The sequence below is a fragment of the Paraburkholderia polaris genome (genome assembly GCF_012927345.1).
Taxonomy (GTDB): Bacteria; Pseudomonadota; Gammaproteobacteria; order Burkholderiales; family Burkholderiaceae; genus Paraburkholderia; species Paraburkholderia polaris.
In genome coordinates this window covers 168,066-190,489 of sequence record NZ_JABBGJ010000003.1, presented here as the reverse complement: position 1 = coordinate 190,489, position 22,424 = coordinate 168,066, and the positions used below count along the sequence as shown (strand labels likewise).

18 protein-coding genes, 1 tRNA gene and 1 pseudogene are annotated in these 22,424 nt (G+C 62.1%); 7 read left to right on the top strand and 13 right to left on the bottom strand.

Features of this window, described 5'->3' with window-relative positions:
- Positions 1-14: 14 nt before the first annotated feature.
- The 4 genes from HHL24_RS03415 to HHL24_RS03400 are packed head-to-tail and all read right to left on the bottom strand — an operon-like array spanning position 15 to position 5,674.
- Positions 15-1,649, bottom strand: coding sequence for an ABC transporter ATP-binding protein (locus HHL24_RS03415; protein WP_169483979.1), 1,635 nt, complete (start codon positions 1,647-1,649; stop codon positions 15-17).
- A complete protein-coding gene (locus tag HHL24_RS03410; protein ID WP_169483977.1) occupies positions 1,646-2,752 on the bottom strand; it encodes an ABC transporter permease in 1,107 nt (368 codons plus the stop codon). Before HHL24_RS03410 ends, HHL24_RS03415 begins: the two co-directional genes overlap by 4 nt.
- Positions 2,752-3,789, bottom strand: a complete 1,038-nt coding sequence (locus HHL24_RS03405) for a microcin C ABC transporter permease YejB (protein ID WP_169483976.1) — start codon at positions 3,787-3,789, stop codon at positions 2,752-2,754. The genes HHL24_RS03410 and HHL24_RS03405 overlap by 1 nt, the downstream gene beginning before the upstream one ends.
- Before the next feature lie 40 nt (positions 3,790-3,829).
- Positions 3,830-5,674, bottom strand: coding sequence for an extracellular solute-binding protein (locus HHL24_RS03400; protein ID WP_230417322.1), 1,845 nt, complete (start codon positions 5,672-5,674; stop codon positions 3,830-3,832).
- A gap of 237 nt (positions 5,675-5,911) precedes the next feature.
- Here HHL24_RS03400 and HHL24_RS03395 point away from each other — a divergent pair.
- Positions 5,912-6,238, top strand: a pseudogene (locus tag HHL24_RS03395) (SDR family oxidoreductase); the annotation flags it as partial.
- 127 nt (positions 6,239-6,365) lie between these two features.
- Here the strand turns inward: HHL24_RS03395 and HHL24_RS03390 are convergent.
- The 7 genes from HHL24_RS03390 to cysS form a co-directional block, all read right to left on the bottom strand.
- On the bottom strand, positions 6,366-6,713 hold the full coding sequence (locus HHL24_RS03390; RefSeq protein ID WP_169483973.1) for a hypothetical protein: 348 nt from the start codon (positions 6,711-6,713) through the stop codon (positions 6,366-6,368).
- A gap of 361 nt (positions 6,714-7,074) precedes the next feature.
- Positions 7,075-7,168, bottom strand: a tRNA-Ser gene (locus tag HHL24_RS03385).
- 208 nt (positions 7,169-7,376) lie between these two features.
- Positions 7,377-8,627, bottom strand: a complete 1,251-nt coding sequence (locus tag HHL24_RS03380; protein ID WP_169483972.1) for an aspartate kinase — start codon at positions 8,625-8,627, stop codon at positions 7,377-7,379.
- 384 nt (positions 8,628-9,011) lie between these two features.
- On the bottom strand, positions 9,012-10,532 hold the full coding sequence (gene tilS, locus HHL24_RS03375; protein ID WP_169483971.1) for a tRNA lysidine(34) synthetase TilS: 1,521 nt from the start codon (positions 10,530-10,532) through the stop codon (positions 9,012-9,014).
- Between the two features lie 48 nt (positions 10,533-10,580).
- Positions 10,581-11,552, bottom strand: a complete 972-nt coding sequence (locus HHL24_RS03370; RefSeq protein ID WP_027799587.1) for an acetyl-CoA carboxylase carboxyltransferase subunit alpha — start codon at positions 11,550-11,552, stop codon at positions 10,581-10,583.
- 125 nt (positions 11,553-11,677) lie between these two features.
- Positions 11,678-12,751 carry a DNA-3-methyladenine glycosylase family protein gene (locus HHL24_RS03365; RefSeq protein ID WP_169483970.1) on the bottom strand — a complete coding sequence of 358 codons (1,074 nt, stop codon included), beginning with the start codon at positions 12,749-12,751 and terminating at the stop codon, positions 11,678-11,680.
- 47 nt (positions 12,752-12,798) lie between these two features.
- Positions 12,799-14,196, bottom strand: a complete 1,398-nt coding sequence (cysS, locus tag HHL24_RS03360; protein ID WP_169483969.1) for a cysteine--tRNA ligase — start codon at positions 14,194-14,196, stop codon at positions 12,799-12,801.
- Positions 14,197-14,465: 269 nt separating this feature from the next.
- Between cysS and HHL24_RS03355 the strand changes: the two genes are divergently transcribed.
- From HHL24_RS03355 to HHL24_RS03340, 4 genes are all read left to right on the top strand, one after another.
- Positions 14,466-15,197 carry a tetratricopeptide repeat protein gene (locus HHL24_RS03355; RefSeq protein WP_169483968.1) on the top strand — a complete coding sequence of 244 codons (732 nt, stop codon included), beginning with the start codon at positions 14,466-14,468 and terminating at the stop codon, positions 15,195-15,197.
- A 49-nt stretch (positions 15,198-15,246) separates the two neighbouring features.
- The gene (locus HHL24_RS03350; RefSeq protein ID WP_169483967.1) at positions 15,247-15,828 is read left to right on the top strand and encodes a peptidylprolyl isomerase; all 582 of its coding nucleotides are present in this window, start codon (positions 15,247-15,249) and stop codon (positions 15,826-15,828) included.
- A gap of 178 nt (positions 15,829-16,006) precedes the next feature.
- On the top strand, positions 16,007-16,501 hold the full coding sequence (locus HHL24_RS03345) for a peptidylprolyl isomerase (protein WP_169483965.1): 495 nt from the start codon (positions 16,007-16,009) through the stop codon (positions 16,499-16,501).
- 47 nt (positions 16,502-16,548) lie between these two features.
- Positions 16,549-17,346: a UDP-2,3-diacylglucosamine diphosphatase gene (locus HHL24_RS03340; RefSeq protein WP_169483964.1), complete on the top strand. Its 798-nt coding sequence runs from the start codon at positions 16,549-16,551 to the stop codon at positions 17,344-17,346.
- Positions 17,347-17,548: 202 nt separating this feature from the next.
- Here HHL24_RS03340 and cysE read toward each other — a convergent pair whose 3' ends face one another.
- Positions 17,549-18,394, bottom strand: a complete 846-nt coding sequence (gene cysE / locus HHL24_RS03335) for a serine O-acetyltransferase (protein ID WP_169483963.1) — start codon at positions 18,392-18,394, stop codon at positions 17,549-17,551.
- Positions 18,395-18,701: 307 nt separating this feature from the next.
- On the bottom strand, positions 18,702-19,538 hold the full coding sequence (locus HHL24_RS03330) for an RNA methyltransferase (protein WP_169483962.1): 837 nt from the start codon (positions 19,536-19,538) through the stop codon (positions 18,702-18,704).
- Positions 19,539-19,912: 374 nt separating this feature from the next.
- Between HHL24_RS03330 and HHL24_RS03325 the strand changes: the two genes are divergently transcribed.
- Positions 19,913-20,716, top strand: a complete 804-nt coding sequence (locus tag HHL24_RS03325) for an inositol monophosphatase family protein (protein ID WP_169483961.1) — start codon at positions 19,913-19,915, stop codon at positions 20,714-20,716.
- A 275-nt stretch (positions 20,717-20,991) separates the two neighbouring features.
- Positions 20,992-22,290, top strand: coding sequence for a lysophospholipid transporter LplT (gene lplT / locus HHL24_RS03320; RefSeq protein ID WP_169483960.1), 1,299 nt, complete (start codon positions 20,992-20,994; stop codon positions 22,288-22,290).
- Positions 22,291-22,424: the final 134 nt, after the last annotated feature.

Sequence of the window (22,424 nt, the reverse complement as noted above, 5' to 3'; positions counted from 1 at the left end):
GAAAGAGTGCAAAATCAATGATCAAGCGACGCTTTCAGCAGCTTTCGAGTGTAAGGGTGCGCCGGTGTCGCAAAAATCTGCTCAACGTCCCCGCTTTCGACGATTGAACCGTTTTGCATGACCGCGACACGATGCGCCATCGCCCCGATCACGGCCAGATCGTGGCTGATGAAAACGAAGCCGAGGTTGTACTTCTGTTGCAACCCGGCGAGCAGTTTCAGCACCTGCTGCTGGATCGACACGTCGAGCGCGCTGGTCGGTTCGTCGAGGATCAGGATGCGTGGCTCCAGCACCAGAGCGCGCGCGATCGCAATACGCTGACGCTGGCCGCCGGAGAACTCATGCGGATAGCGGTACAACACCGTGCGGTCCAAACCGACTTCGCGCAGGACCGACACCACCTTGTCGCGCCGCGCCTCCTGGCTCATCTGCGGCCGATGCAGCGCAAGCCCTTCACCGACGATCCGCTCGATGGTCTGGCGCGGCGAAAGCGAACTGAACGGATCCTGAAAGACAACTTGCATATTCGAGCGTAAGGCGGTCTGTTCGGCGCCGCGATAGCTGCCGAGCGCCCTGCCCTGAAACTCGATCTCGCCGTGCGCGGTGCGTTGCAGACCGAGCAGGGCCATCGCGAGCGTCGATTTGCCCGAACCCGATTCGCCGACGATCCCCAACGTCTCGCCCTGACGCACCGACACGTTCGCATCAGCGACCGCGCGGAAGCGCCCCGAGCGGAACCAGCCGCTCCAGCCCGGCAGTTTCGTTTTGAAATCGACCGAGACATCGCGCGCTTCGAGCAGCACGGGTGAAATCGGCAGCACAGGGACCACCGTGCGCTGCGGCCGGCTCGCCAGCAAACGTTGCGTGTACGGATGTTGCGGCGACTCGAAGACCTGCTCGACCGGCCCGCTTTCCACCAGTACGCCCTTCTCCATCACCGCGATGCGTTGCGCGAAATGGCGCACCAGATTCAGGTCGTGCGTGATCAGCAACACGGCCATGCCGCGTTTCTCGGCTTCGTCGCGTTGCAGCTCCTGCAGCAGGTCGACGATCTGCGCGCGGATCGTCACGTCGAGCGCCGTCGTCGGCTCATCGGCCAGCAATAGGCGTGGGCGGCACGCGAGCGCCATCGCGATCATCGCGCGCTGCCGCTGACCGCCCGAGAGCTGATGCGGATAGCTATTCACGCGCTTGCCAGGCTCGGCGATGCCCGTGCGTCCCAGCAGCGCCACGGCGCGCTTACGCGCTTCGTTCGCCGTTACGCCGTCGTGCACGACGATCGTCTCCGCAATCTGGTCACCGACCGTATAGAGCGGATTGAGCGCCGTCATCGGCTCCTGGAAGATCATCGCGATGTCCGAGCCGCGCATGCCGCGCATCTCACGCTCGCTTTTGGCGAGCAGATCCTGGCCGTCGAAACGGATCGACCCGCTGACCTGCGCGTCGCTCAACAGACGCAAGATCGACAGCGCGGTCACGCTCTTGCCCGAGCCCGACTCGCCGACCAGCGCGACCCGCTCGCCGCGTTGGATGGCGAGCGTCACGTCGTTCACTGCGACGGTGTCGCCAAAGGTCACATGCAAATGATCGAGTTCAAGCAGCGGCGGCGTCACGGTTTGTTTTGCATTGCCCTCCACTGTGGCGTTCACTGGTTGCCTCCAGCGCGCATGGCATCGGAGATGCGAGTGTCCAGCGCGTTGCGCAGGGCATCGCCCATGAACGTCAGCAGCAACAGCATCGCGACCAGCACGCCGAAGGTGGACAACGAGATCCACCATGCGTCGAGATTCGCTTTGCCTTGCGCAAGCAGCTCGCCCAGGCTTGGCGTCGGCGATGGCACGCCGAGGCCGAGAAAGTCGAGGCTGGTGAGCGCGAGAATCGCGCCGCTCATGCGAAACGGCAGAAACGTGATCACAGGCGTCAAACTGTTGGGCAAGACGTGCCGCCACATGATCTGCCAGTTCGAGAGCCCCATCGCTCGCGCCGCACGCACATAGTCCTGGTGACGGTTGCGCAGAAATTCCGCGCGCACGTAATCGGACAAGCCGATCCAGCCGAACAACGACAGCAGCACGATCAGCAGAATGAACCCCGGCTCGAAGATCGACGAGAAAATGATCAACAGGTAAAGCTCCGGCATGGCACTCCAGATTTCTATCAGCCGCTGCCCGATGATATCGGTACGTCCTCCGAAGTAACCCTGCACGGCGCCCGCGGCAATTCCGAGTACGGTGCCAATCAAGGTCAGCACCAACCCGAACTCCACCGACACGCGAAAACCGTACAGAAGACGCGCGAACAGATCGCGACCACGGTCGTCGGTACCGAGCCAGTTATCGCGCGACGGCGGCGCCGGGTTCGGCGCCTTCGAGAAATAATTCAGCGTGTCGTAGTAGTACCGGTTCGGCGGATATACAGCGAAGTTACCCGGCGTATCGAAACGGTGTTTGATATACGGGTCGAGATAATCGGCAGGCGTCGGAAAGTCGCCGCCGAAGGTGGTCTCCGCGTAGGTCTTGAACATCGGAAAATACAACTGCCCTTCGTAGCGCACCACGAGTGGCTTGTCGTTCGACCACAACGGCCCGGCGAGGCTCGCCGCAAACGCGACGACGAATATGATCAGACTCCAGTAGCCAAGGCGCTGCCGGCGAAAACGCTGCCAGACGCGCCGCGCCGGCGTTGGCGAGACGAACGCGCGAACCGGTTCGGTGCGCGCCGCCGCATCGGCGGAAAGGCGGGCTCGATTCATCAGCGCTCCAGTTGTTCGAATTGGATGCGGGGATCGACCCACACATAGCAAAGATCGGAGATCAGCTTGGTCGCAAGACCGATCAGCGTGAACAGATACAGCGTGCCGAGCACGACCGGATAGTCGCGCCGCACCACCGATTCGTACGACAGCAGGCCGAGTCCGTCGAGCGAAAACAGCGTCTCGATCAGCAGACTGCCGGTGAAGAACGCACCGATAAACGCCGCCGGAAAACCGACGATCAAGGGCAGCAACGCATTGCGAAACACGTGCTTCCACAGCACGCGTTTTTCCGACAAACCTTTGGCGCGCGCGGTCAGCACGTATTGCTTGCGGATTTCGTCGAGGAAGGCGTTTTTCGTCAGCATGGTGACGACGGCGAAACTGCCCACCACCGAAGCCGTGATCGGCAACGTGATATGCCACAGGTAGTCAACGATCTTGCCGCCAAAACTCAACTGCGCCCAGTTGTCCGAGGTGAGATTGCGCAGCGGAAACAGCTGCAGGAAGCTGCCGCCGCCGAACAGCACCAGCAGCAGCACGCCCAATACAAAGCCCGGAATCGCGTAACCGACCAGCACGACGAGGCTCGTCGCAATATCGAAGCGCGAGCCGTTGCGCACCGCCTTGGCTATCCCTAAGGGTACCGATATCAGGTACGTCAGGAAGAAGGTCCATAAGCCGATGCTGATCGACACCGGCAACTTCGAAACGATCAGCGACCACACGCTTTGGTGCCGAAAATAGCTCTGGCCAAGATCGAACGTCGAGAAGCGTTTTAGCATCAGGACGTAGCGTTCGAGCGGCGGTTTGTCGAAGCCATACAGCGCTTTCAATTGCGCGATCTGCTGCGCGTCGACACCGGTGTGCGCGCGCAGACCGAACGGCGCGCCGTTCTCCGCGCCTTTGCGCAGCTCATGCTGCATCTGTTCGACCGGGCCGCCCGGGACGAACTGGATCACGACGAAGGTCAGCGTCAGCACGCCGAGCAAGGTCGGGATCATCAACAGCAGGCGTTTGAGGATGTAGCTCCACATGGCGTCGTTTCCGGTGCGAAGGCGGTGAATGAATGACGCTTTAGCGCGCCTGAGCTTGTGGCGGCGGCTGTTGCGGCGGCTGCTGTGCATACCACCACATCGACGTGATCCAGCCTTCCGCCCCATAGTACAGAGGCAACGTCTTGGGCCACGCAAGCCCGCGCTTGAACGCCACCCGGTGCGACGCGCTGTACCACTGCGGAATCACATAGTAGCCATGCATCAGCACGCGGTCGAGCGCGTGCGTCGCGTCGATCAGTTGCTCCCGCGTCTGCGCATGCACGAGCGCGCTCAGGATCGCGTCGACGGCCGCCGACTTCAACCCGATCACGTTGTCCGAGCCGGGGGTGTCCGCAGCCTTACTGCCGAACCGGTCGATCTGCTCCGAACCGGGCACCTGCACGTCCGCCATACGGATCGTGGTCGTGTCGAAGTCGAACGCGTCGAGTCGCTTCTGATAGACCGCGAAGTCGGATACGCGAAACGTCGCGGTAATGCCGAGCTTCTGCAGATTACGAATGAAGGTCGCAACGATCGGCTCAAACTGGGCGGACGAGCCGGAATCGTCGAGAATCTCGAACTGGAATGGCTCGCCTTTGGCGTTACGCAATGCGCCGTCGCGATAGGTCCACCCCGCCTGCTGCAGCAACGCCCGCGCTTGCAGCAGATTGGCGCGCAGCGAGCCTGGCGGATCGGTGTCCGGCTGCTTCGGCGGCAGACCGAACACGGCCGGATCGAGCTTGGCGCGCCACGGTTCGAGCAGCGCCAACTCGCCAGGCGTTGGCATACCCTTCGCCTGCAAATCCGTATTGGCGAAGAAGCTGTCGATGCGCGTGTACTGATTGAAGAACAGTTGCCGGTTCAGCCACTGAAAGTCGAGCGCGAGATCGAGCGCCTCGCGCACACGCACGTCCTGGAACAATGGCCGCCGCGTGTTGAGCACGAAGCCCTGCATGCCGGTGCCGTTATGCTGCGGAAATTCGTGCTTGATCAACTCGCCGCTATCGAACTTCTTGCCGACGTCGCGCCGCACCCAATTGCGCGCAACATATTCGACCAGTGCGTCGTACTCGCCCGCCTTGAACGCCTCGAGCCGCGCCGTGTTATCCGAATACAGCTTGTAGACGATCCGATCGAAATTGTTCATTCCGACCCGCACCGGCAACGTCGCGCCCCAATAATTCGGATCGCGTCGATAGGTAATTGTGCGACCGTTCTCGTACTGATCGATCAGATAAGGCCCGCTGGCGATCGGCTTCTCGAACGCCAGTTGGTCGAACGCGATGCGGCTGCCGTCTGGCTTCATCCCCCACTTGTGCGAGAACACCGGCATGCTGCCCACGAGCAGCGGCAACTCGCGATTGCGTTGATGAAACTCGAAGCGGATCGTGTGCGGATCGACCACCACCGCGCGCGTAATCTCGCCGAAGATCGACGCGAATTGCGGCGCGGCCTGCGGGCTCTTCAGCGTGTCGAGCGAAAACTTGACGTCGTCCGCGGTGACCGGATCGCCGTTCGAAAAGCGTGCGCGCGAGTTGATGTGGAAGGTGGTCGACAGCCCATCCGGGGCGATATTGATGTCGTCGGCAAGCAACCCGTAGGCGGAGGCTACTTCGTCGCTGCTGCCGATGGTCAGGCTTTCGAACATCAGATCGATGCCCGGTGCGGGGTTACCGCGCAGTGTGAACGGATTGAATTTATCGAAGCTGGTGAGCCGGCTCGGATTGGCCAGCACCAGCGTACCGCCTTTTGGCGCATCCGGATTGACGTAGTCGAAGTGCTTGAAATCCGCGGGATACTTCGGCTCGCCATATTGCGCGATCGCATAGACCGCCTGGGCCTCGGGCGCCACGAGCAAACCGGCGAGAGCCGACACTCCGCACATTACGACAGCGCACGCTGAGCGCCAGGAGCGCGGCACAACCGGTAGACCGACACGCGATAGCCTGTGAATCACGCTGCACCGCAGTGCACGAGGCGTTTGAACCCATCGCGAGCCTGTTGTCATAGGGGCCTTATTGGTCAGTGGGCAATTGCAATGTGAAAGAATTCTACCCAATAAACCCGCGCAATCCGCACATCTCATCTGCGCGAGGCTCACGTGCGTGGTGTGCAGACCTCATTGGGAGAATTCACGGGCTTCCTCGCTGGTAAGCGCAGCCTGCTGACCGGTCTGCTGTCGCACCGTTCGATTGCGTACGGCATCGCGCAAGCCTGCCAGCGCGAAGGCGCCGAACTGGCGTTCACGTATGCCGGCGAGCGCTTCAAGGACCGCATCACGGAGTTCGCCACCGAGTTCGGAAGCGACAGGATGTTCCCATGCGACGTTGCTGCCGACGCGCAGATCGACTCCCTCTTCGTCTCGCTGAAGGCGCGTTGGGACGGGCTCGACGGCCTGGTCCATTCGATCGGCTTTGCGCCGCGCGAAGCGATTGCCGGCGACTTCCTCTGCTTGCAACGTTGACTCGCAGCTTTCAAATCAGTCTGCAGGTTTCGCGGGCGCAATAAAAAACCGCCCGTTCATCCGGGCGGTTTTTTTCGACGCGGCGACTGCGTCAACTACGGCGTTTGATGGCTCAATGCCAGCCACGATGATTGTCGTAGTGGTCGTGGCCGTAATCGTAGCGGCCCGGGGGATGATGGCGATACCAGTCGTCACGCGCCCAGTAGCGGTGACCGTCCCAGTAGCGGTCGCCGTGCCAGCCGATCACGATCGCCGGGCCGCCGTAGTAGACGGGAGCCGGTTGGTACACGACGGGCGGCGGAGGCGGCGGCGGCGGTGCATAAACCGGAGCCGGCGCGACATAAACCGGCGCGGGGATGCCGATGTTCACACCAACGCTGAGGCCGCCGGCCATTGCAGCACCCGACGCAGCCAACCCGAGAACCCCGATCAGAAGTGGAACAAGACGTGCGGACTTCATGGATTCACCCTTTTGAAGAATGTGTGTTGTTGGCCGAAATATAGCGCAAGGCAATCATCCGCGTATTTCAACTTTGTAATAACTGATGCATAAGATCGCATTGTGGACCTCTGCGTTACGTCTGGTTACATGCACCCATATTTTGGTGAAAAACCGGGCGATCTGTAACAAAGGAACCGTCTGATCGTCGCGTCGAGCCAAAGGGAAATACGCCCCACCAATTTAATTGGGTATCCGAAGCATGTCGAAAATTTTACTTTGAGGGTATCGGCGGCGAATCGCCTTGCAGAAGCGGAAAAGCGGCCCGCAAAAAACAAAACCCCGCAGAGCCTAGACTCTGCGGGGTTCTCTCTACCACTTCTGGCGGAGACGGAGGGATTCGAACCCTCGATCCAGGTTTTGGCCCAGATGCTCCCTTAGCAGGGGAGTGCCTTCGACCTCTCGGCCACGTCTCCCAAACTTTCGGTTGCGCAGGGAGTCAGCGCAACGAAGCCAAGATAATAGCGGGCCGAACCGCGAAGGTCAATGTCTACCGCACATTTTTTGTGCCAGTTTTGTCATCGACGACGCAATCAATCCACATTGGCCGCGTCACATTGCCCGCGCATGCAGCCATGCATTCAGAGATGAGGCGCTCGTGTACGCCCCACCCCGTGCAGCAAATTACGCTTGATCCAGTTCGAACGCCTTATGCAGCGCGCGCACGGCGAGCTCCATATACTTCTCGTCGATCAACACCGAAATCTTGATTTCGGAGGTCGAGATCATCTGGATATTAATGCCCTCTTCCGACAGCGTGCGGAACATCGTGCTCGCGATACCCACATGCGAACGCATGCCGACGCCGACCACCGACACCTTCGACACCTTCGGATCGCCCAGCACCTGCTCAGCCTGCACGTGACCCTTCACCTGGCCCGTGAGAATGTCCATGGCGCGCTGATAGTCGCCGCGGCCGACCGTAAACGTGAAGGCAGTTTTACCTTCGACGCTCTGGTTCTGGATGATCATGTCGACGTCGATATTCGCGTCCGCCACCGGGCCGAGAATCTGATAAGCGATGCCCGGCTTGTCGGGCACGCCCATCACGGCAATACGAGCTTCGTCGCGCTGGAACGCGATACCCGAGATGACTGCTTTTTCCATGGTCTCGTCTTCTTCAAAAGTAATCAGGGTGCCCGACTTCATTTCAGCGTCGAGCGGGATGAGCGGATCGGTCAGGCTCGAGAGCACGCGCGTCTTCACCTGATATTTGCCGGCGAATTCCACCGAGCGGATCTGCAGCACCTTGGAACCCAGGCTTGCCATTTCCAGCATTTCTTCGAACGTCACGCGATCGAGCCGGCGCGCTTCTTCCACCACGCGCGGGTCGGTCGTGTAGACGCCGTCGACGTCCGTGTAAATCAGGCACTCGTCGGCTTTCAATGCGGCAGCGACGGCGACAGCGGACGTATCCGAACCGCCACGGCCGAGCGTAGTGATGTGGCCGTCAGGATCGATGCCCTGGAAGCCCGTGATCACCACCACTTTGCCTGCGTCGAGATCGCGCAGCACGCGCTCGCCGTCGATTTCGCTAATGCGTGCTTTCGTGAACGCGCTATCCGTTTTGACCGGCACTTGCCAGCCGGCATAGCTGACCGCGTCGACGCCGGCTTCCTGCAGCGCGATGGCCAGCAGTCCCGAGCTGACCTGCTCGCCGGTGGCGGCGATCATGTCGAGTTCGCGCGGGCTCGGCTGGCTCGTGATTTCTTTCGCGAGACCGAGCAAGCGGTTGGTTTCGCCGGACATCGCCGACGGCACGACGACCATCTTGTGGCCGGCCTTGTGCCATTTCGCGACGCGCTTGGCGACGTTCTTGATGCGCTCGACCGAGCCCATCGAGGTGCCGCCGTATTTATGTACGATGAGTGCCATTGTCGTTCTGAACTGGAGGATAAACCGCGCTGGCGCGCTGGAGACGACCGCACAAAAACACAGGAGCGCAACGTCTTGTGAACGACGGCAAAGTGTGTGGCGGCGTAGATGCAGCACGCGTGTAACACGCGCGGATTTGCCCGGGAATGATCGCTAGTGGCTTACCGGAAACGACGGATCACGCGCGGAAACCGAAAAATTGACAAAAGCGACGGCGAAATCGGGTCGGGCAAACGAGCTAAATTACCCGATCGAGCGCAAAAAGACAAGCCAAAATGCCCGTCGAATGCTCCATATTACCGGCTGAAAAGGCGTGTCCGGCGCGGCTTTGCGCCCTATTTCGGCGATTCACCGGATAGACAACCTATCTGTCCGACTGGTCGGTCAGGCGATCAGCAAATCGTCGCGCCAGTTGATTCTGACGCGTTGTTCGGCCGCATTGACCGGCTCGGGCACCACTGCACGGTTCAGGCCGAGCAAGGGCACGAACAGCAGGTCGTCGCCTACGTAAAGCAGCGGCACGTCGCGCTTCCATGCGGGAATGCCACGCTCCTGGAACAGGTTTTTCAACGTACGGCTCGGGCTGCCTGGTGCAGCGCTCGTGCGCATCCGTTCGCCGCCACTGCGCGAGCGCGCGCTCAACAACGCCCGGTGTAAAACGCTGACGGGAAGCGTATCGGGATCGCCCGACGCTGCATCGGTATTGCCGTGAGCATCGCCGTCACCGTCACCGTCACCGTCGCCGTCGCACACGGCGCCGGCATCTCCGCCCAGATTCTCGTCGATAGCGACAAACACAAAAGTACCCCGCCATTGCGGCAAACGCCAGATCGCTTCACCCTGCCATGCGAGTTCGCTCACTGCGCGTTCAGCGGGCGCGGTTTCGTCGGCGGGTTCGCTGCTATCGCCCGCTTCCCAGTAGACGAGTCCGCGATAACTGCGCAATGCCTGCCCCGCATGATCGATGCGCAGGCTATGACCCTCGCCGGCTTCCCCGACTTCGCGCAGCTGACGCAAAGCGTCGGTAAGACGCGCGGTCGATGCCGCAACCAGCCCCAACGTGCGCATCCAGTAACGCAGCAGGTTGAGCGCACGATCGTCGTTGAGGGTGAGCAGCGCGTCATGCGATAGCGCACGACCTTCATCGCGCACTGCTGCGTCCAGATCGATGCGCGCGAGATCGTCGAGCAGACGTTGCGCCGATGCCGCATGCGCCGCCGTGCGCGCTAGTGCGTCGCGAAAACCAGGAAAGTGGACGGCCAGCGCCCGGGTCACCTCGTGACGCAATGCGTTGCGCGCATAACGTGTGTCCGCGTTCGATTCGTCGTCGATCCAGCGCAGATCGCGGGCGCTCGCATACTGCTCGAGTTGCGCACGCAGCAGGTGCAGCAAAGGTCTTACGCGCACCGCGGAGGCACCCGCCGGCAAGTACTCGGGCGCCATCGCAGCAAGACCCGCGAGGCCCGCGCCGCGCAGCAGTTGCAACAGCACCGTCTCCGCCTGGTCGTCGGCGTGCTGCGCGAGCCATAGTGTGTGAACGGCGCGTGTTGCGCACATTGCGTCCAGCGCGCGATAACGCGCATCGCGCGCCGCGGCCTCGATACTCACGCCCACGTCACGCGGCACCTCGACGCGCTGCGCCGCGAATTCGACACCACGTTCCCGCGCGAACGTTTCGCAGTGCGCGAGCCACTCGTCGGCGTGAGCGCTGAGGCCGTGATGCACATGCAACGCAACACAACGCGACGCACCCGCGACACGCACCGCCGCATCGAGCAGCACACTCGAATCGACGCCGCCACTGAACGCCACCGCTATACGCACGCTCGCAGGCAACGCGGACAGCGCCACGCCGACCGCCTCGAGAACGAGGCGGTCGGCGGGCGAATCAGCGGTGGGAGTCACGTCGCTAGCGCGTCAAGCGCCGAAGGACGAAAGAGAACGCGCGCGGGCTTAAGCACCCGGCGTCGTTTCCTTGAACTTGCCGTACGACATCAACCGTTCGAAACGGCGTTGACGCAGGTCGTTGATGCTCATGCCCTGGAACTGGCGCAGCGAATCGGCGAGCGCACGGCGCAGCATGGCGGCCATACCCTTCGGATCGCGATGCGCGCCGCCGAGCGGCTCATTGACGATCTTGTCGATCAGGCCGAGCGCCTTCAGGCGATGCGCGGTCAGGCCGAGCGCTTCCGCGGCTTCCGGCGCTTTCGCAGCGCTCTTCCACAGGATCGACGCGCAACCTTCCGGCGAAATCACCGAATAGGTCGAGAACTGCAGCATCAGCACGCTGTCACCGACGGCAATCGCGAGCGCGCCGCCCGAGCCGCCTTCACCGATGATCGTGGCGATCAACGGCGTCTTCAACTCGGCCATCACATACAGATTGCGGCCGATCGCTTCCGACTGGCCACGCTCTTCCGCGCCGATGCCCGGGTATGCGCCCGGCGTATCGATGAACGTGAAGATCGGCAAGCTGAACTTCTCGGCAAGACGCATCAGGCGTTCGGCCTTGCGATAGCCTTCCGGACGCGGCATGCCGAAGTTGCGCAGCGCGCGCTCCTTGGTATCGCGACCCTTCTGATGGCCGATCACCATGCAGGCCTGGCCGTTGAAACGCGCGAGGCCGCCGACGATCGACAGGTCGTCCGCATAGTTGCGGTCGCCGTGCAGCTCGTGGAAATCAGTGAATAGCTCGTTCACGTAATCGAACGTGTACGGGCGCTGGGGGTGTCGGGCAATTTGCGAAACCTGCCACGGAGTGAGGTTCGCGTACAGATCTTTGGTGAGCTGTTGACTCTTCTTGGACAGCCGCTCGATCTCTTCCGAAATATCGACGGCCGAATCGTCCTGCACGAAGCGCAATTCTTCGATCTTCGCTTCAAGTTCCGCGATCGGCTGTTCGAAATCCAGAAAGGTGGTCTTCATTGGTTGTAATCCTTGGACTTACCGGCAGCGCGTATTCTAACCGCGCTCGCCGATGTCAAAACCATCTCGCAACTATCAATGCCAAACAATCGATAGTTTTTTGAAACGGTATCGCTTCTTGTTTTTCAGTAGTCGACCGGCAACGGATCGAGACTACGCCACATGTACCAGGTTGCAACCGTGCGCCACGGCTCCCAGTTTGCCGCAACCTCACGCGCTTCGCTGCGCGTAACCGGCTCGCCGCTAAAGTAATTGACGCTGATCGCGCGGATCAGGCCGAGGTCGTCGAGTGGCAGCACGTCCGGGCGCGACAGATTGAAGATCAGGAACATTTCCGCTGTCCAGCGGCCGATGCCGCGGATCTGCGTGAGTTCGGCGATCACCGCCTCGTCGTCCATCGACGTCCACTTGCCGACGTGCAATGCGCCCGATACGAAGTGCTCCGCGAGATCGAGCACATATTCGGCCTTGCGCTTGGACAGCCCACATGCGGTCAGCTTGTCCTGACCGAGCTTGATGAACTGCTGGGGCACGAGCTTCGGACACGCCGCCTCGACTTTCGCCCAGACGGCTTGCGCGGACGCCACCGAAATCTGCTGCCCGACCACCGAACGCGCGAGCGTTACGAACGGATCGCCACGGCTCAGCAGATGCACCGGGCCGAACTTCGGAATCAGCTTCTTCAGAATACGGTCGCGCTTGACGAGGTCCGCGCACGCCTTGTCCCAATACGCCGGACGGGTGACTTCAGGCGTGAGGCCGCCGATCTGCACCGGCACCGCGAGTTCAGCAGCACCCGCTGCTTCGCCGCCCACACTAGATGACGCGCGCGTCTTGCGCACGACTTCGCCTTCGTGCCCTTCGTGCGTAATGCGCGCGAGTTCCTGCACGTCGCCGGCGAGTTCGGCAGGCAACGCGCCATTGCTTTTTGCACGCGGTGCTTTGGCGCGCTTCGATGCGGGCGCGTGCGCCGACACGCCGTTCAGCGCGCGCTTGACCACGGCCTTCTTCGCTGCACCCGCCGCTGCGCCGGCCGTTACACGCGTGCCTGTCTTCGCCGCCACCCCGGCGGCTTTCGACGATGCTTTCTTTACCGCGCCGCTGTCCGCGCGAGCCGACGTTCGTGTCGACTTTGCTGCGGCTGCCGCGTTTGTTTGAGACGTGGCTCGTTTAGCCGGCGTCTTCGTGGCCGTTGCCATCCTGCCTCCTGCCTGGCGAGTCGATCAAAGGGACGTACGAGGTGCGCTCACACGCGCCGCCACTCGGTCAACCCGCCGGGTTTGTCTTCAAGTGCAACGCCGGCCTCGAGCAATTCGGCCCGGATCCGGTCTGCTGCTGCATAGTCTTTCGCCTGCTTGGCGGCCACGCGCGCGGCGATCTTCGCTTCGATCGCGGCGGCATCGAGCGCGCCTTCTGCGGCAGCGCCCGCAGCCTGCTGCAGGTATGCACGCGGCTCTCGGCCGAGCAACCCGAGCACTTGCGCGAGCGAGCGCAATTGACGGGCCAGCGCGGGGTCGCGCGTGCGGTTCACTTCAGTTGCCAACTCGAACAACACCGACACTGCAACCGGCGTATTGAAGTCGTCATTCATTGCTGCCTGGAAACGCTGTGCATGCGCTTCGCTCCAGTCGAGCTGCGCGCCGTCCGGCGTGACATCCTTCAACGACGTGTACAAACGCGCGAGCGCGTTGCGGGCGTCGTCGATATGGACGTCGCTGTAATTCAACGGCGAACGGTAATGCGCGCGCGCGATAAAAAACCGCACGACCTCAGCATCGTACTGCGCCAATACTTCGCGGATCGTAAAGAAGTTGTTCAACGACTTCGACATCTTCTCATTGTCGATCTGTACGTAGCCGTTGTGCATCCAGTAATTGACGAAGGTTTGTCCGGTCGCAGCTTCGCTCTGCGCAATTTCGTTCTCGTGGTGCGGAAACTGCAGGTCCTGACCGCCACCATGAATGTCGAAATGTTCGCCGAGCAACGTGCAGCCCATGGCCGAGCATTCGATATGCCAGCCCGGACGGCCACGCCCGTACTTCGACTCCCAGCCGGTGTCCGCCGGCTCCTCCGGCTTCGCCTGCTTCCACAGCACGAAGTCGAGCGGGTCCTGCTTCGCGTCGTTCGCGGCGACGCGTTCGCCGGCGCGCAGATCTTCGAGCGATTTGCCCGACAGCTTGCCGTAGCCCGCGAACTTGCGCACCGCGTAATTGACGTCGCCGTCGCCCGCCTGATACGCGTAACCGTTCGCCTCGAGCTTCTCGATCATGCCGAGCATCTGCGGGATGAAATCGGTGGCGCGCGGCTCCAGATCGGGCCGCTCGATGCCGAGCGCGTCCGCATCTTCATGCAACGCCTTAATGAAGCGATCGGTCAGCGATTTGATCGTTTCGCCGTTCTCGACTGCGCGCCGGATGATCTTGTCATCAATATCAGTGATGTTGCGCACGTAGGTCACGTCGTAACCGAGCGTGCGCAACCACCGCTGCACGATGTCGAACACGACCATCACGCGCGCATGACCGACGTGACAATAGTCGTATACGGTCATCCCGCAGACGTACATCCGCACGACGCCATCTTGCAGCGGCACGAAAGTTTGCTTGTCACGCGCGAGCGTGTTGTAGATGCGCAGTGATTCCATAGAGAACGGTGCGTGGGCCGAAAGAAATCCGCAATGTGTTTCGTGCTGTTTCGTGCATGAGGCGCCCCGCGAGAAGACGGCGGGTGCGTTCTGTACTGCCGCTCTGTACTTACAGCACGCACAGCAGCAAACCGGTGCACCTGGTGCGGCGGTCAGGCTGCGATCAAGGCGGAGACGACCACGAGTGGCGAAAAGACAGTTTGCGGTTCGACGGAACGCGCAGACCTTTTGTTAGAATGGGTCGGAGTATAACATCCAGACCTGAGCCTATGAAACCTTCCAGCGGCCGCGCGCGCAGCGCTGCGACCCTCGCCGCGACGGCATTCTGCGCTGTCGCCCTCACGGTCTTGCCGGGTGCTGCCGCGTACGCGCAGAAAGCCGCCACGATGCCGCAGGGGCCCGCCGTGCGTGACAACACGCCGGAGATCGACGCGTCGATTGCGCAGAAAAACTGGCAAGCCTCGCTCACCCAACTCGACGCGCGCATCGCCTCGAATCCGCGCGACGCGCAGGCAAAGTTCAAGCGCGGCACGGTGCTGGCCCATCTGAATCGCGACGACGAGGCGATCACCGCGTTCACCGAACTCACGCAAATGTACCCCGAGCTGCCCGAGCCGTATAACAACCTCGCGGCGCTCTACGCGAAGCAAGGCCGTTATGCCGAAGCACGCGCCGCGCTCGAAACGGCGACCAAGGTGAATCCGGGCTACGGTCTCGCGTACGAGAATCTCGGCGATCTATATCTGCGCATGGCCAATGAAGCGTACCGTCGTGCGCAGGGCCTCGGCAAAGCAAGCGCCACCACCACGCAACGCCTCGCCGACATCCAGAAGATCGTCTCGCCGCCCAAGGGCACCGCCGCGCCGGCGAAAAAAGCCGCCGCGCCTACCGAGGCCAGTGCTCCGCGCTCTACCGCCGACATGACGCAGACGCCAAGCTTCCAGTTCGGCGGCGCGAACGGCTCGCTCGCCATGCCACCCTATATGGCGCCGTCGAAGTAAGGCCGCCACAATTTTCGCCAATACGTTTTTTCCAACCCTGAGGATTTTCATGAAATGGTTGATGTTGGCGCTCGGCAGCGCCGCCCTGATCGCAAATGCCCCCGCCTTTGCCCAGAACGGTTCGCAGGCCGCGCATCCGTCCGTCCTCTTCAAGACAACGGAAGGTGACATCCGCGTCGAGTTGTATCCTGAGAAGGCGCCGAAAACCGTCGCCAACTTCCTCGACTACGTGAAGTCCGGCCAGTACAGCGGCACGATTTTCCATCGCGTGATTCGCGGCTTCATGATTCAGGGCGGCGGCTATACCCAGAGCTTCGCGGAGAAGCCCACGCGCGCGCCGATTCCGCTCGAAAGCCGTAACGGTCTAAAGAACGCCGCCGGCACGCTCGCCATGGCGCGCACCAGCGATCCGAATTCGGCCACCGCGCAGTTCTTCATCAATACGGTGGACAACGCCGGGCTCGACTATCCGAATCCGGACGGCAACGGCTACGCGGTGTTCGGCAAGGTCACGAGCGGCATGGACGTCGTGAAGAAAATCGAAGGTACGCCCACCACCACGCGCGGCCCGATGGGCGACGTACCGCAAAAGCCGATCGTGATCGAATCGGCCACAGTTGTCGGCAAGTAACAGAACGAAGCAGAACAAAAAGCGGCACAGAAACAGCACGAACAGCACTTGGCACGCTGCACCGGAAGTCAACGCTAAAAAATCTACGTCTACGCACCCGGCGTGGGGCGCCGTCATCGCATCTCACATGACGGGCGGCCACGCCTTTTACCCACCCCGTTCATCAAAGGATTCCATCATGGTTGAACTGCATACGAACCACGGCGTCATCAAACTCGAACTGGACGCTGAAAAGGCGCCGAAGTCGGTTGAGAACTTCCTCAACTACGTGAAGGCCGGTCACTACGACAACACGGTGTTCCACCGCGTGATCGACGGCTTCATGATCCAGGGCGGCGGCTTCGAACCCGGCATGAAGCAGAAGCCGACGGCTGAGCCGATCATCAACGAAGCGAACAACGGTCTGAAGAACGTCAACGGCTCGGTCGCGATGGCGCGTACGAACGACCCGCATTCGGCGACCGCACAATTCTTCATCAACGTGAACGACAACGACTTCCTGAATCACTCGTCGCCGACGCCGCAGGGCTGGGGCTACGCCGTGTTCGGCAAGGTCGTCGAAGGCCTGGACATCGTCGAGAAGATCAAGAAGGTCAAGACGGGTTCGAAAGGCTTCCATCAGGACGTGCCGGCCGACGACGTCGTGATCGAAAAAGCGGTGATCGTCGACTAAGCGTCCGACAAGGGCCAACCCGTTTGAACTGAAATCAGGCACCTTCAATGCTGCAAGAAACGCCGCTGCGAAGCGTCGCCGCGGGCGTGCCTGGCGAGGGCAAACGCCCGCACGCCGCACGCCCGTTTTTTTTCCTCTCCGATATTCATCTGAGCGAGGCGATTCCGCGCACGGTCGCCGCGTTCGAGCACTTCATCCGCGTCACGGCCGAGCAGGCGGATTCGGTCTTCATTCTCGGCGATCTGTTCGAGTACTGGGTCGGCGACGACATGCTCATCGAGCCGTTCGTCGCGCGGATGGCGGCATTGCTGCACACGTTGTCGGAGCGCGGCATCGCGCTCTACATCATGCACGGCAATCGCGATTTTCTGCTCGGCAAGCGCTTCATGAAAGCGGCCGGTGCGATCTGGTTGCCCGATCCATTCGTGATCACCGCATTCGGCACACGTATCACCCTCGCGCATGGCGACGGCCTCTGTACCGCGGATCGCGGCTATCAACATTTCCGGCGCTTTGCACGCAGCCGTATTGCGCAGATGCTGTTTCTCGCGTGGCCGTTTCGCTGGCGTCAGGCGCTTGCGGAGAACATGCGCTCGAAAAGCGAGCTAGGCCGCTCGCGCCCGGTTTCGCCAAAGTATGACGTGACGAAGAAGGCCGTGGCTGCGTTATTCAAGTCGTCGAAAACGGCGACGATCATTCACGGGCATACGCATCGGCCAGCGCGGCATCGCGAGCCGGACGGCATCCGCTGGGTGTTGCCGGATTGGGATCTCGACCACGGCGAGCGCCGCGGCGGTTATCTGCGGATCGATGCGGAAGGGATTCGGGCGTTGCCGCTGGATTGATCAGCGCGCGGCATTATCGGCGATCACACTCAGGCCCGAAACAGCGTTGTTCTGAGGCGCCAACTCCTGCGGTTGCGTGATGCTTGCAGGCAGAGTGCGCGGCGCGGCATGCCTGCCGCGCAGAGCGGATGCCTTGATCGGACAGCACGCGCGCCAACGCGCGCGCGTCGACGCCCCTCCTTCGCATCGTCTCCGCGAAGCATTAGCGCTCTGCCACCACCCCTTCCACCTTTCCGGCAATCGCGGCCGACAGACGCCGCAAATCGAGTAGCGCCGCATCGGCGCCTTGCAGCCCTTCCAGACTTGTTCCGAGCCGCTCCAGCGCGTCGACGATTTCGTCGATACGCTGCGATTGCGTGGCGGCGTGATCGATCAAGCCGTGAATCGCCAGCGAGACCGGATCGTCCGCATTCGGTGTGATGCCGTACGCGCAGAATGCGCTGCTTTCGGACGCGGCTTTCGACTCCCGCGCCGCGCCGTTTGCCGATGCGCTCACCGAGCCCGCTGCCGCCGAAGCCGCCACGGCTGACGCCGCCGGGACGATAATCCGCGCCGGATTGCCCACCGCCGTGCCGCGTGCCGGCACCGGCTTCGTGACCACCGCATTCGAGCCGATCTTCGCCTCCGCGCCAATCGTGAAGCCGCCGAGCACCTTCGCCCCCGCCCCGACGATCACGCCGCGTTCAAGCGTGGGATGGCGCTTCGCACCCCGTGTGAGCGACGTGCCGCCAAGCGTCACCCCCTGGTAGATCGTGCAGTCGTCGCCGATTTGCGCCGTCTCGCCAATCACGACGCCCATGCCGTGATCGATGAACACGCGGCGGCCTAGCGTCGCGCCGGGATGGATTTCGATACCGGTCATGAAGCGCGCCATCTGCGAGATGAAACGCGCAAGCCAGCGGCGTTTAGCCCGCCAGCACGCGTGCGCGAGCCGGTGCAGCACGAGTGCGTGCAGACCCGGGTAACACGTGAGGACTTCCCAGGCGCTGCGGGCGGCGGGATCGCGCTCGCGGATCGTGGCAATGTCTTCGCGAATTCTCGTGAACATGGCAGGGATTGTGTCGTGGGGGAAAAGACCGCATGCGTGAAACACCACGCACGGCGGATGCTTGCCGCATAGCAGATCGGCAGCTTTGCTTAGAACGTTTCGAGCGATTGTAGGACGAATGCGCGAAACCTGCCGGAAGCCCACGCTGCCGGCAGGGACGTCGATTGCGGTGCGATTGCAGCGCCGAACAGGGTGCAGTTGAAGAGGCGAAGCCTCGACGCCCGGCCCGGGTTCGGCCATAGCCCGCGATGGCTCGGCCCCAGCCCAGCCGTAATGCCCCCCCGATCGCCATTAAGGCGCCCTGTGCTTAAGAAGCGTCGTCGGCCGGCGGTTTGGTCTTCAGCAGAATATGCTTGGCGATGCCGCGCACGATATTCACTTCCTCGCGCTCCAGACCGGAACGCGCGAACAGGCGGCGCAAACGCGACATCAGCTTTTTCGGATTGGCCGGATCGAGAAACTCGAGCGCAACCAGCGCGCTTTCCAGATGCGCATACATGCTTTCGATTTCGTCGCTCGCCGCGCGTGCGCCGACCGGCTCGCCCTGCCCTGCGCGCGCTTGAGTCGCTGCAGGTGCCACGGGCGTTGCCTCGCCGTCTGACAAATACGCCGTGCGCAATTCATACGCCAACACCTGCACCGCCTGCGCAAGATTGAGCGAACTGTAGGCCGGATTGGCCGGAATATGCGCAAGCGCGCTACAACGCTCCACGTCCTCATTCGACAAACCCGTGCGCTCATTGCCGAACACCAGCGCGATCTCGCCATGCGCCGCCTGCTCACGCGCGGCACCGGCCGCGGCACGCGGCGTCCATTGCGGCGGCCCGTATTCACGCAGCCGCGCAGTCAGCGCGATCGACCAATGCACGCCGTTCAACGCGTCGGCAAGCGTCGGCACGACGTGCGCGGATGCCAGCACGTCGTCGGCGCCGCTCGCCATGGCGATGGCTTCCGGATCGGTTTGCACGTGCGGCACGCGTGGCGACACCAGCACGAGGCGCGAGAAACCCATGGTTTTCAGCGCGCGCGCCGCGGCGCCAACATTGCCGGGATGGCTGGGCTCGACGAGCACGAAGCGCGTCGACGTAAAACCGCCGCGCAGGTCCGCCACGGCGGGATCGGAAGAATGGTGGGTGTGGTCCACGATGAAACTCGGCAGGCTAAAGAACGCGTATGGTAGCGCCAACCCCGCATCGGCTCCGAATTGCGCATGAATTGCGTGCGACAGCCGCACAGAACGCCCGCCAATCGACCGTCATACCGCGAGCCAGACAGCAACCGCTGCCGCGGCGCCCGGACTCAGGTAAAATACTGATATTCGCGCCCGGCATTCGCCTACGAAAAGTCCGGCGCCTCGTTCTTATTCAATTCGTCTCCGTCGGCGGAATGCGCACCGGTCTTTCATCGGACGTGCGTTCCGTGCTGTTTCCGCGCCCCTTGATGGCGCTCAATTAGCGCTCATCCCGCGCTCATTTACCGGTAAGCAGCCGTGCTGCCCCGGCACAAGGATCCAGTCTCATGCATCCCATGCTCAATATCGCTGTGAAGGCCGCGCGCCGCGCAGCCCAGATCATCAACCGCGCGTCGCTCGACCTCGATCTCCTCCAGGTCAGCAAGAAACAGCACAACGATTTCGTCACGGAGGTCGACAAAGCGTCTGAAGCGGCGATCATCGATACGCTCAAGACAGCCTACCCCGATCACGCCATCCTCGCCGAAGAATCCGGCAAGTCGGACAACGAGTCCGAATACCAGTGGATCATCGATCCGCTCGACGGCACCACCAATTTCATCCACGGTTTCCCGTATTACTGCGTGTCGATCGCGCTCGCCCACAAGGGCCTCGTGACCCAGTCCGTGGTCTACGATCCGACGCGCAACGACCTGTTCACCGCCTCGCGCGGCCGCGGCGCGTTCCTGAACGACCGCCGCATCCGTGTAGCCAAGCGCGACCGCCTCGCTGACGGCCTGATCGGCACAGGTTTCCCGTTCCGCGAAAAGGATGGTCTCGAAGCGTACGGCCGCCAGTTCGCAGAAATGACCGAAGCCTGCGCCGGCCTGCGCCGTCCGGGCGCCGCCGCGCTCGACCTGGCCAACGTCGCTGCAGGCCGGTTGGACGGCTTCTTCGAGCAAGGCCTGAATCCGTGGGACGTCGCCGCAGGCAGCCTGCTGATCACGGAAGCCGGCGGTCTGGTCGGCAATTACACGGGCGACTCGGACTTCCTGCACGTCGGCGAAATTGTCGCGGGCAATCCGAAGGTCTACGCGCAGATGATCCCGATCCTGTCGCGCTACAGCCGCACGCGTCAGCAATCGGCTTAAGGTCTCGGGTCTCGGGTCTCGGGTCTCGGGTCTCGGGTCTCGGGTCTCGGGTCTCCAGCTTGGAGCCTAAGTCCGTTATCCGGTCGGCTCTGCGCCGGCATCGACAACACGAAAGCGGCTTCGGCCGCTTTTTCGTTGGCGCGCCTGCATCCCGCAGGCGTTCGTGCTACAAAGCGGGAGGCCGCGCCGGCACGCTCGATCGCCGGCTGCGTTTCGCGCGTTTTTTGCAGCGCCCTGCTTCGCGCCAGACTTCCGCGTCGCTTCCGATCCGCTTCATGAAAAAAGGCTTCTACACAATCATCGCGGCGCAGTTCATTTCGTCGCTCGCGGACAATGCACTGCTGATCGCCGCCATCGCCTTGCTGTCGGTGATCCGTTCGGCCGCCTGGGTCACGCCGCTGCTGCAGATTTTCTTCACCGTCTCCTACGTGCTGCTCGCTCCCTTTGTCGGCGCGTTCGCCGACGCGATGCAAAAGCGGCACGTCATGTTCGTCTCCAACGCGCTCAAGGCGAGCGGTTGCCTGATGATGATCGTCGGCGTTCATCCGATGATCGCGTACGGCGTGGTGGGCTTTGGCGCGGCCGCGTATTCACCGGCCAAATACGGCATTCTCACCGAGCTGCTGCCCGCGGAAAAACTCGTCAAGGCGAACGCGTGGCTCGAATCGGCCACCGTCCTGTCGACCATTGTCGGCACGATGGTCGGTGGCGCACTGATCAGCACCCTTGCCGATAAGTTCGTCGCGCATGCCCATCTGCCGCTGATCCGCTCCTCCGCCGATCTGGCCATGTTCGCGGTGATGATCACGTATGCGATCGCGGCCGGAATCAACATCTTCATTCCCGACACCGGCGCGCGCTATCCGAACCGTTTGACCGAGCCGAAAAAACTGGTCGGCGACTTCTATCATTGCTTCAACGTGCTGTGGGCCGACAAGCTCGCGCAGATCGCGCTGTGGGTCACAACGCTGATGTGGGGTGGCGCAGTCACGCTGCAATTGCTGGTGCTCAAATGGGCGAATGTGAACCTCGGCTTGTCGCTGTCGAAGGCGGCGGTGATGCAAGGCGTCACGGGTCTCGGAATCGCGGTAGGCGCATCTGCCGCGGCCGCGCTGATTCCGTTGCGCAGTTCGCTGCGCGTGCTGCCGATCGGCATCCTCACCGGCGCGGTAGCGATCGCCGTGGCCTTTTACAACAAGGACCTGTTTCCGGCGGGCGCCGGCATACGTATCGGCTCGTATGTCCTGCCGATCTATATCCTGCTCGCCTATCCTTTGATGATTCTGCTCGGCGCGCTGTCCGGCTTTTTTATCGTGCCGATGAACGCAATACTCCAGCATCGCGGCGCGATACTGCTCTCCGCGGGCCATTCGATCGCGGTGCAGAATTTCAATCAGAATCTGGCCGTGCTGCTGATGCTCGGCGCTTACGCACTGCTGCTCACCGCAAAGATGCCGGCGCAATGGATCATTGTCGTGTTCGGCAGCTTCATCACGTTCATGATGTGGCTCGCAAAACGGCGCAGTGCCGTGAATGAGCGCACGGTGGATATGCGAGCGCTGGTGGAAGAATGATGGCATGGCGAGCGTCGCCCGGCTCGCGCGAGAATCCGCATGGCGGCCTGCGCTGCTTTGTGGATTAGCCGTCCGGCCAGGGTCCGCTCGCCGCGCCGGCGGGTTAAACTCACGCCCTGAACAGCTAACGCAAA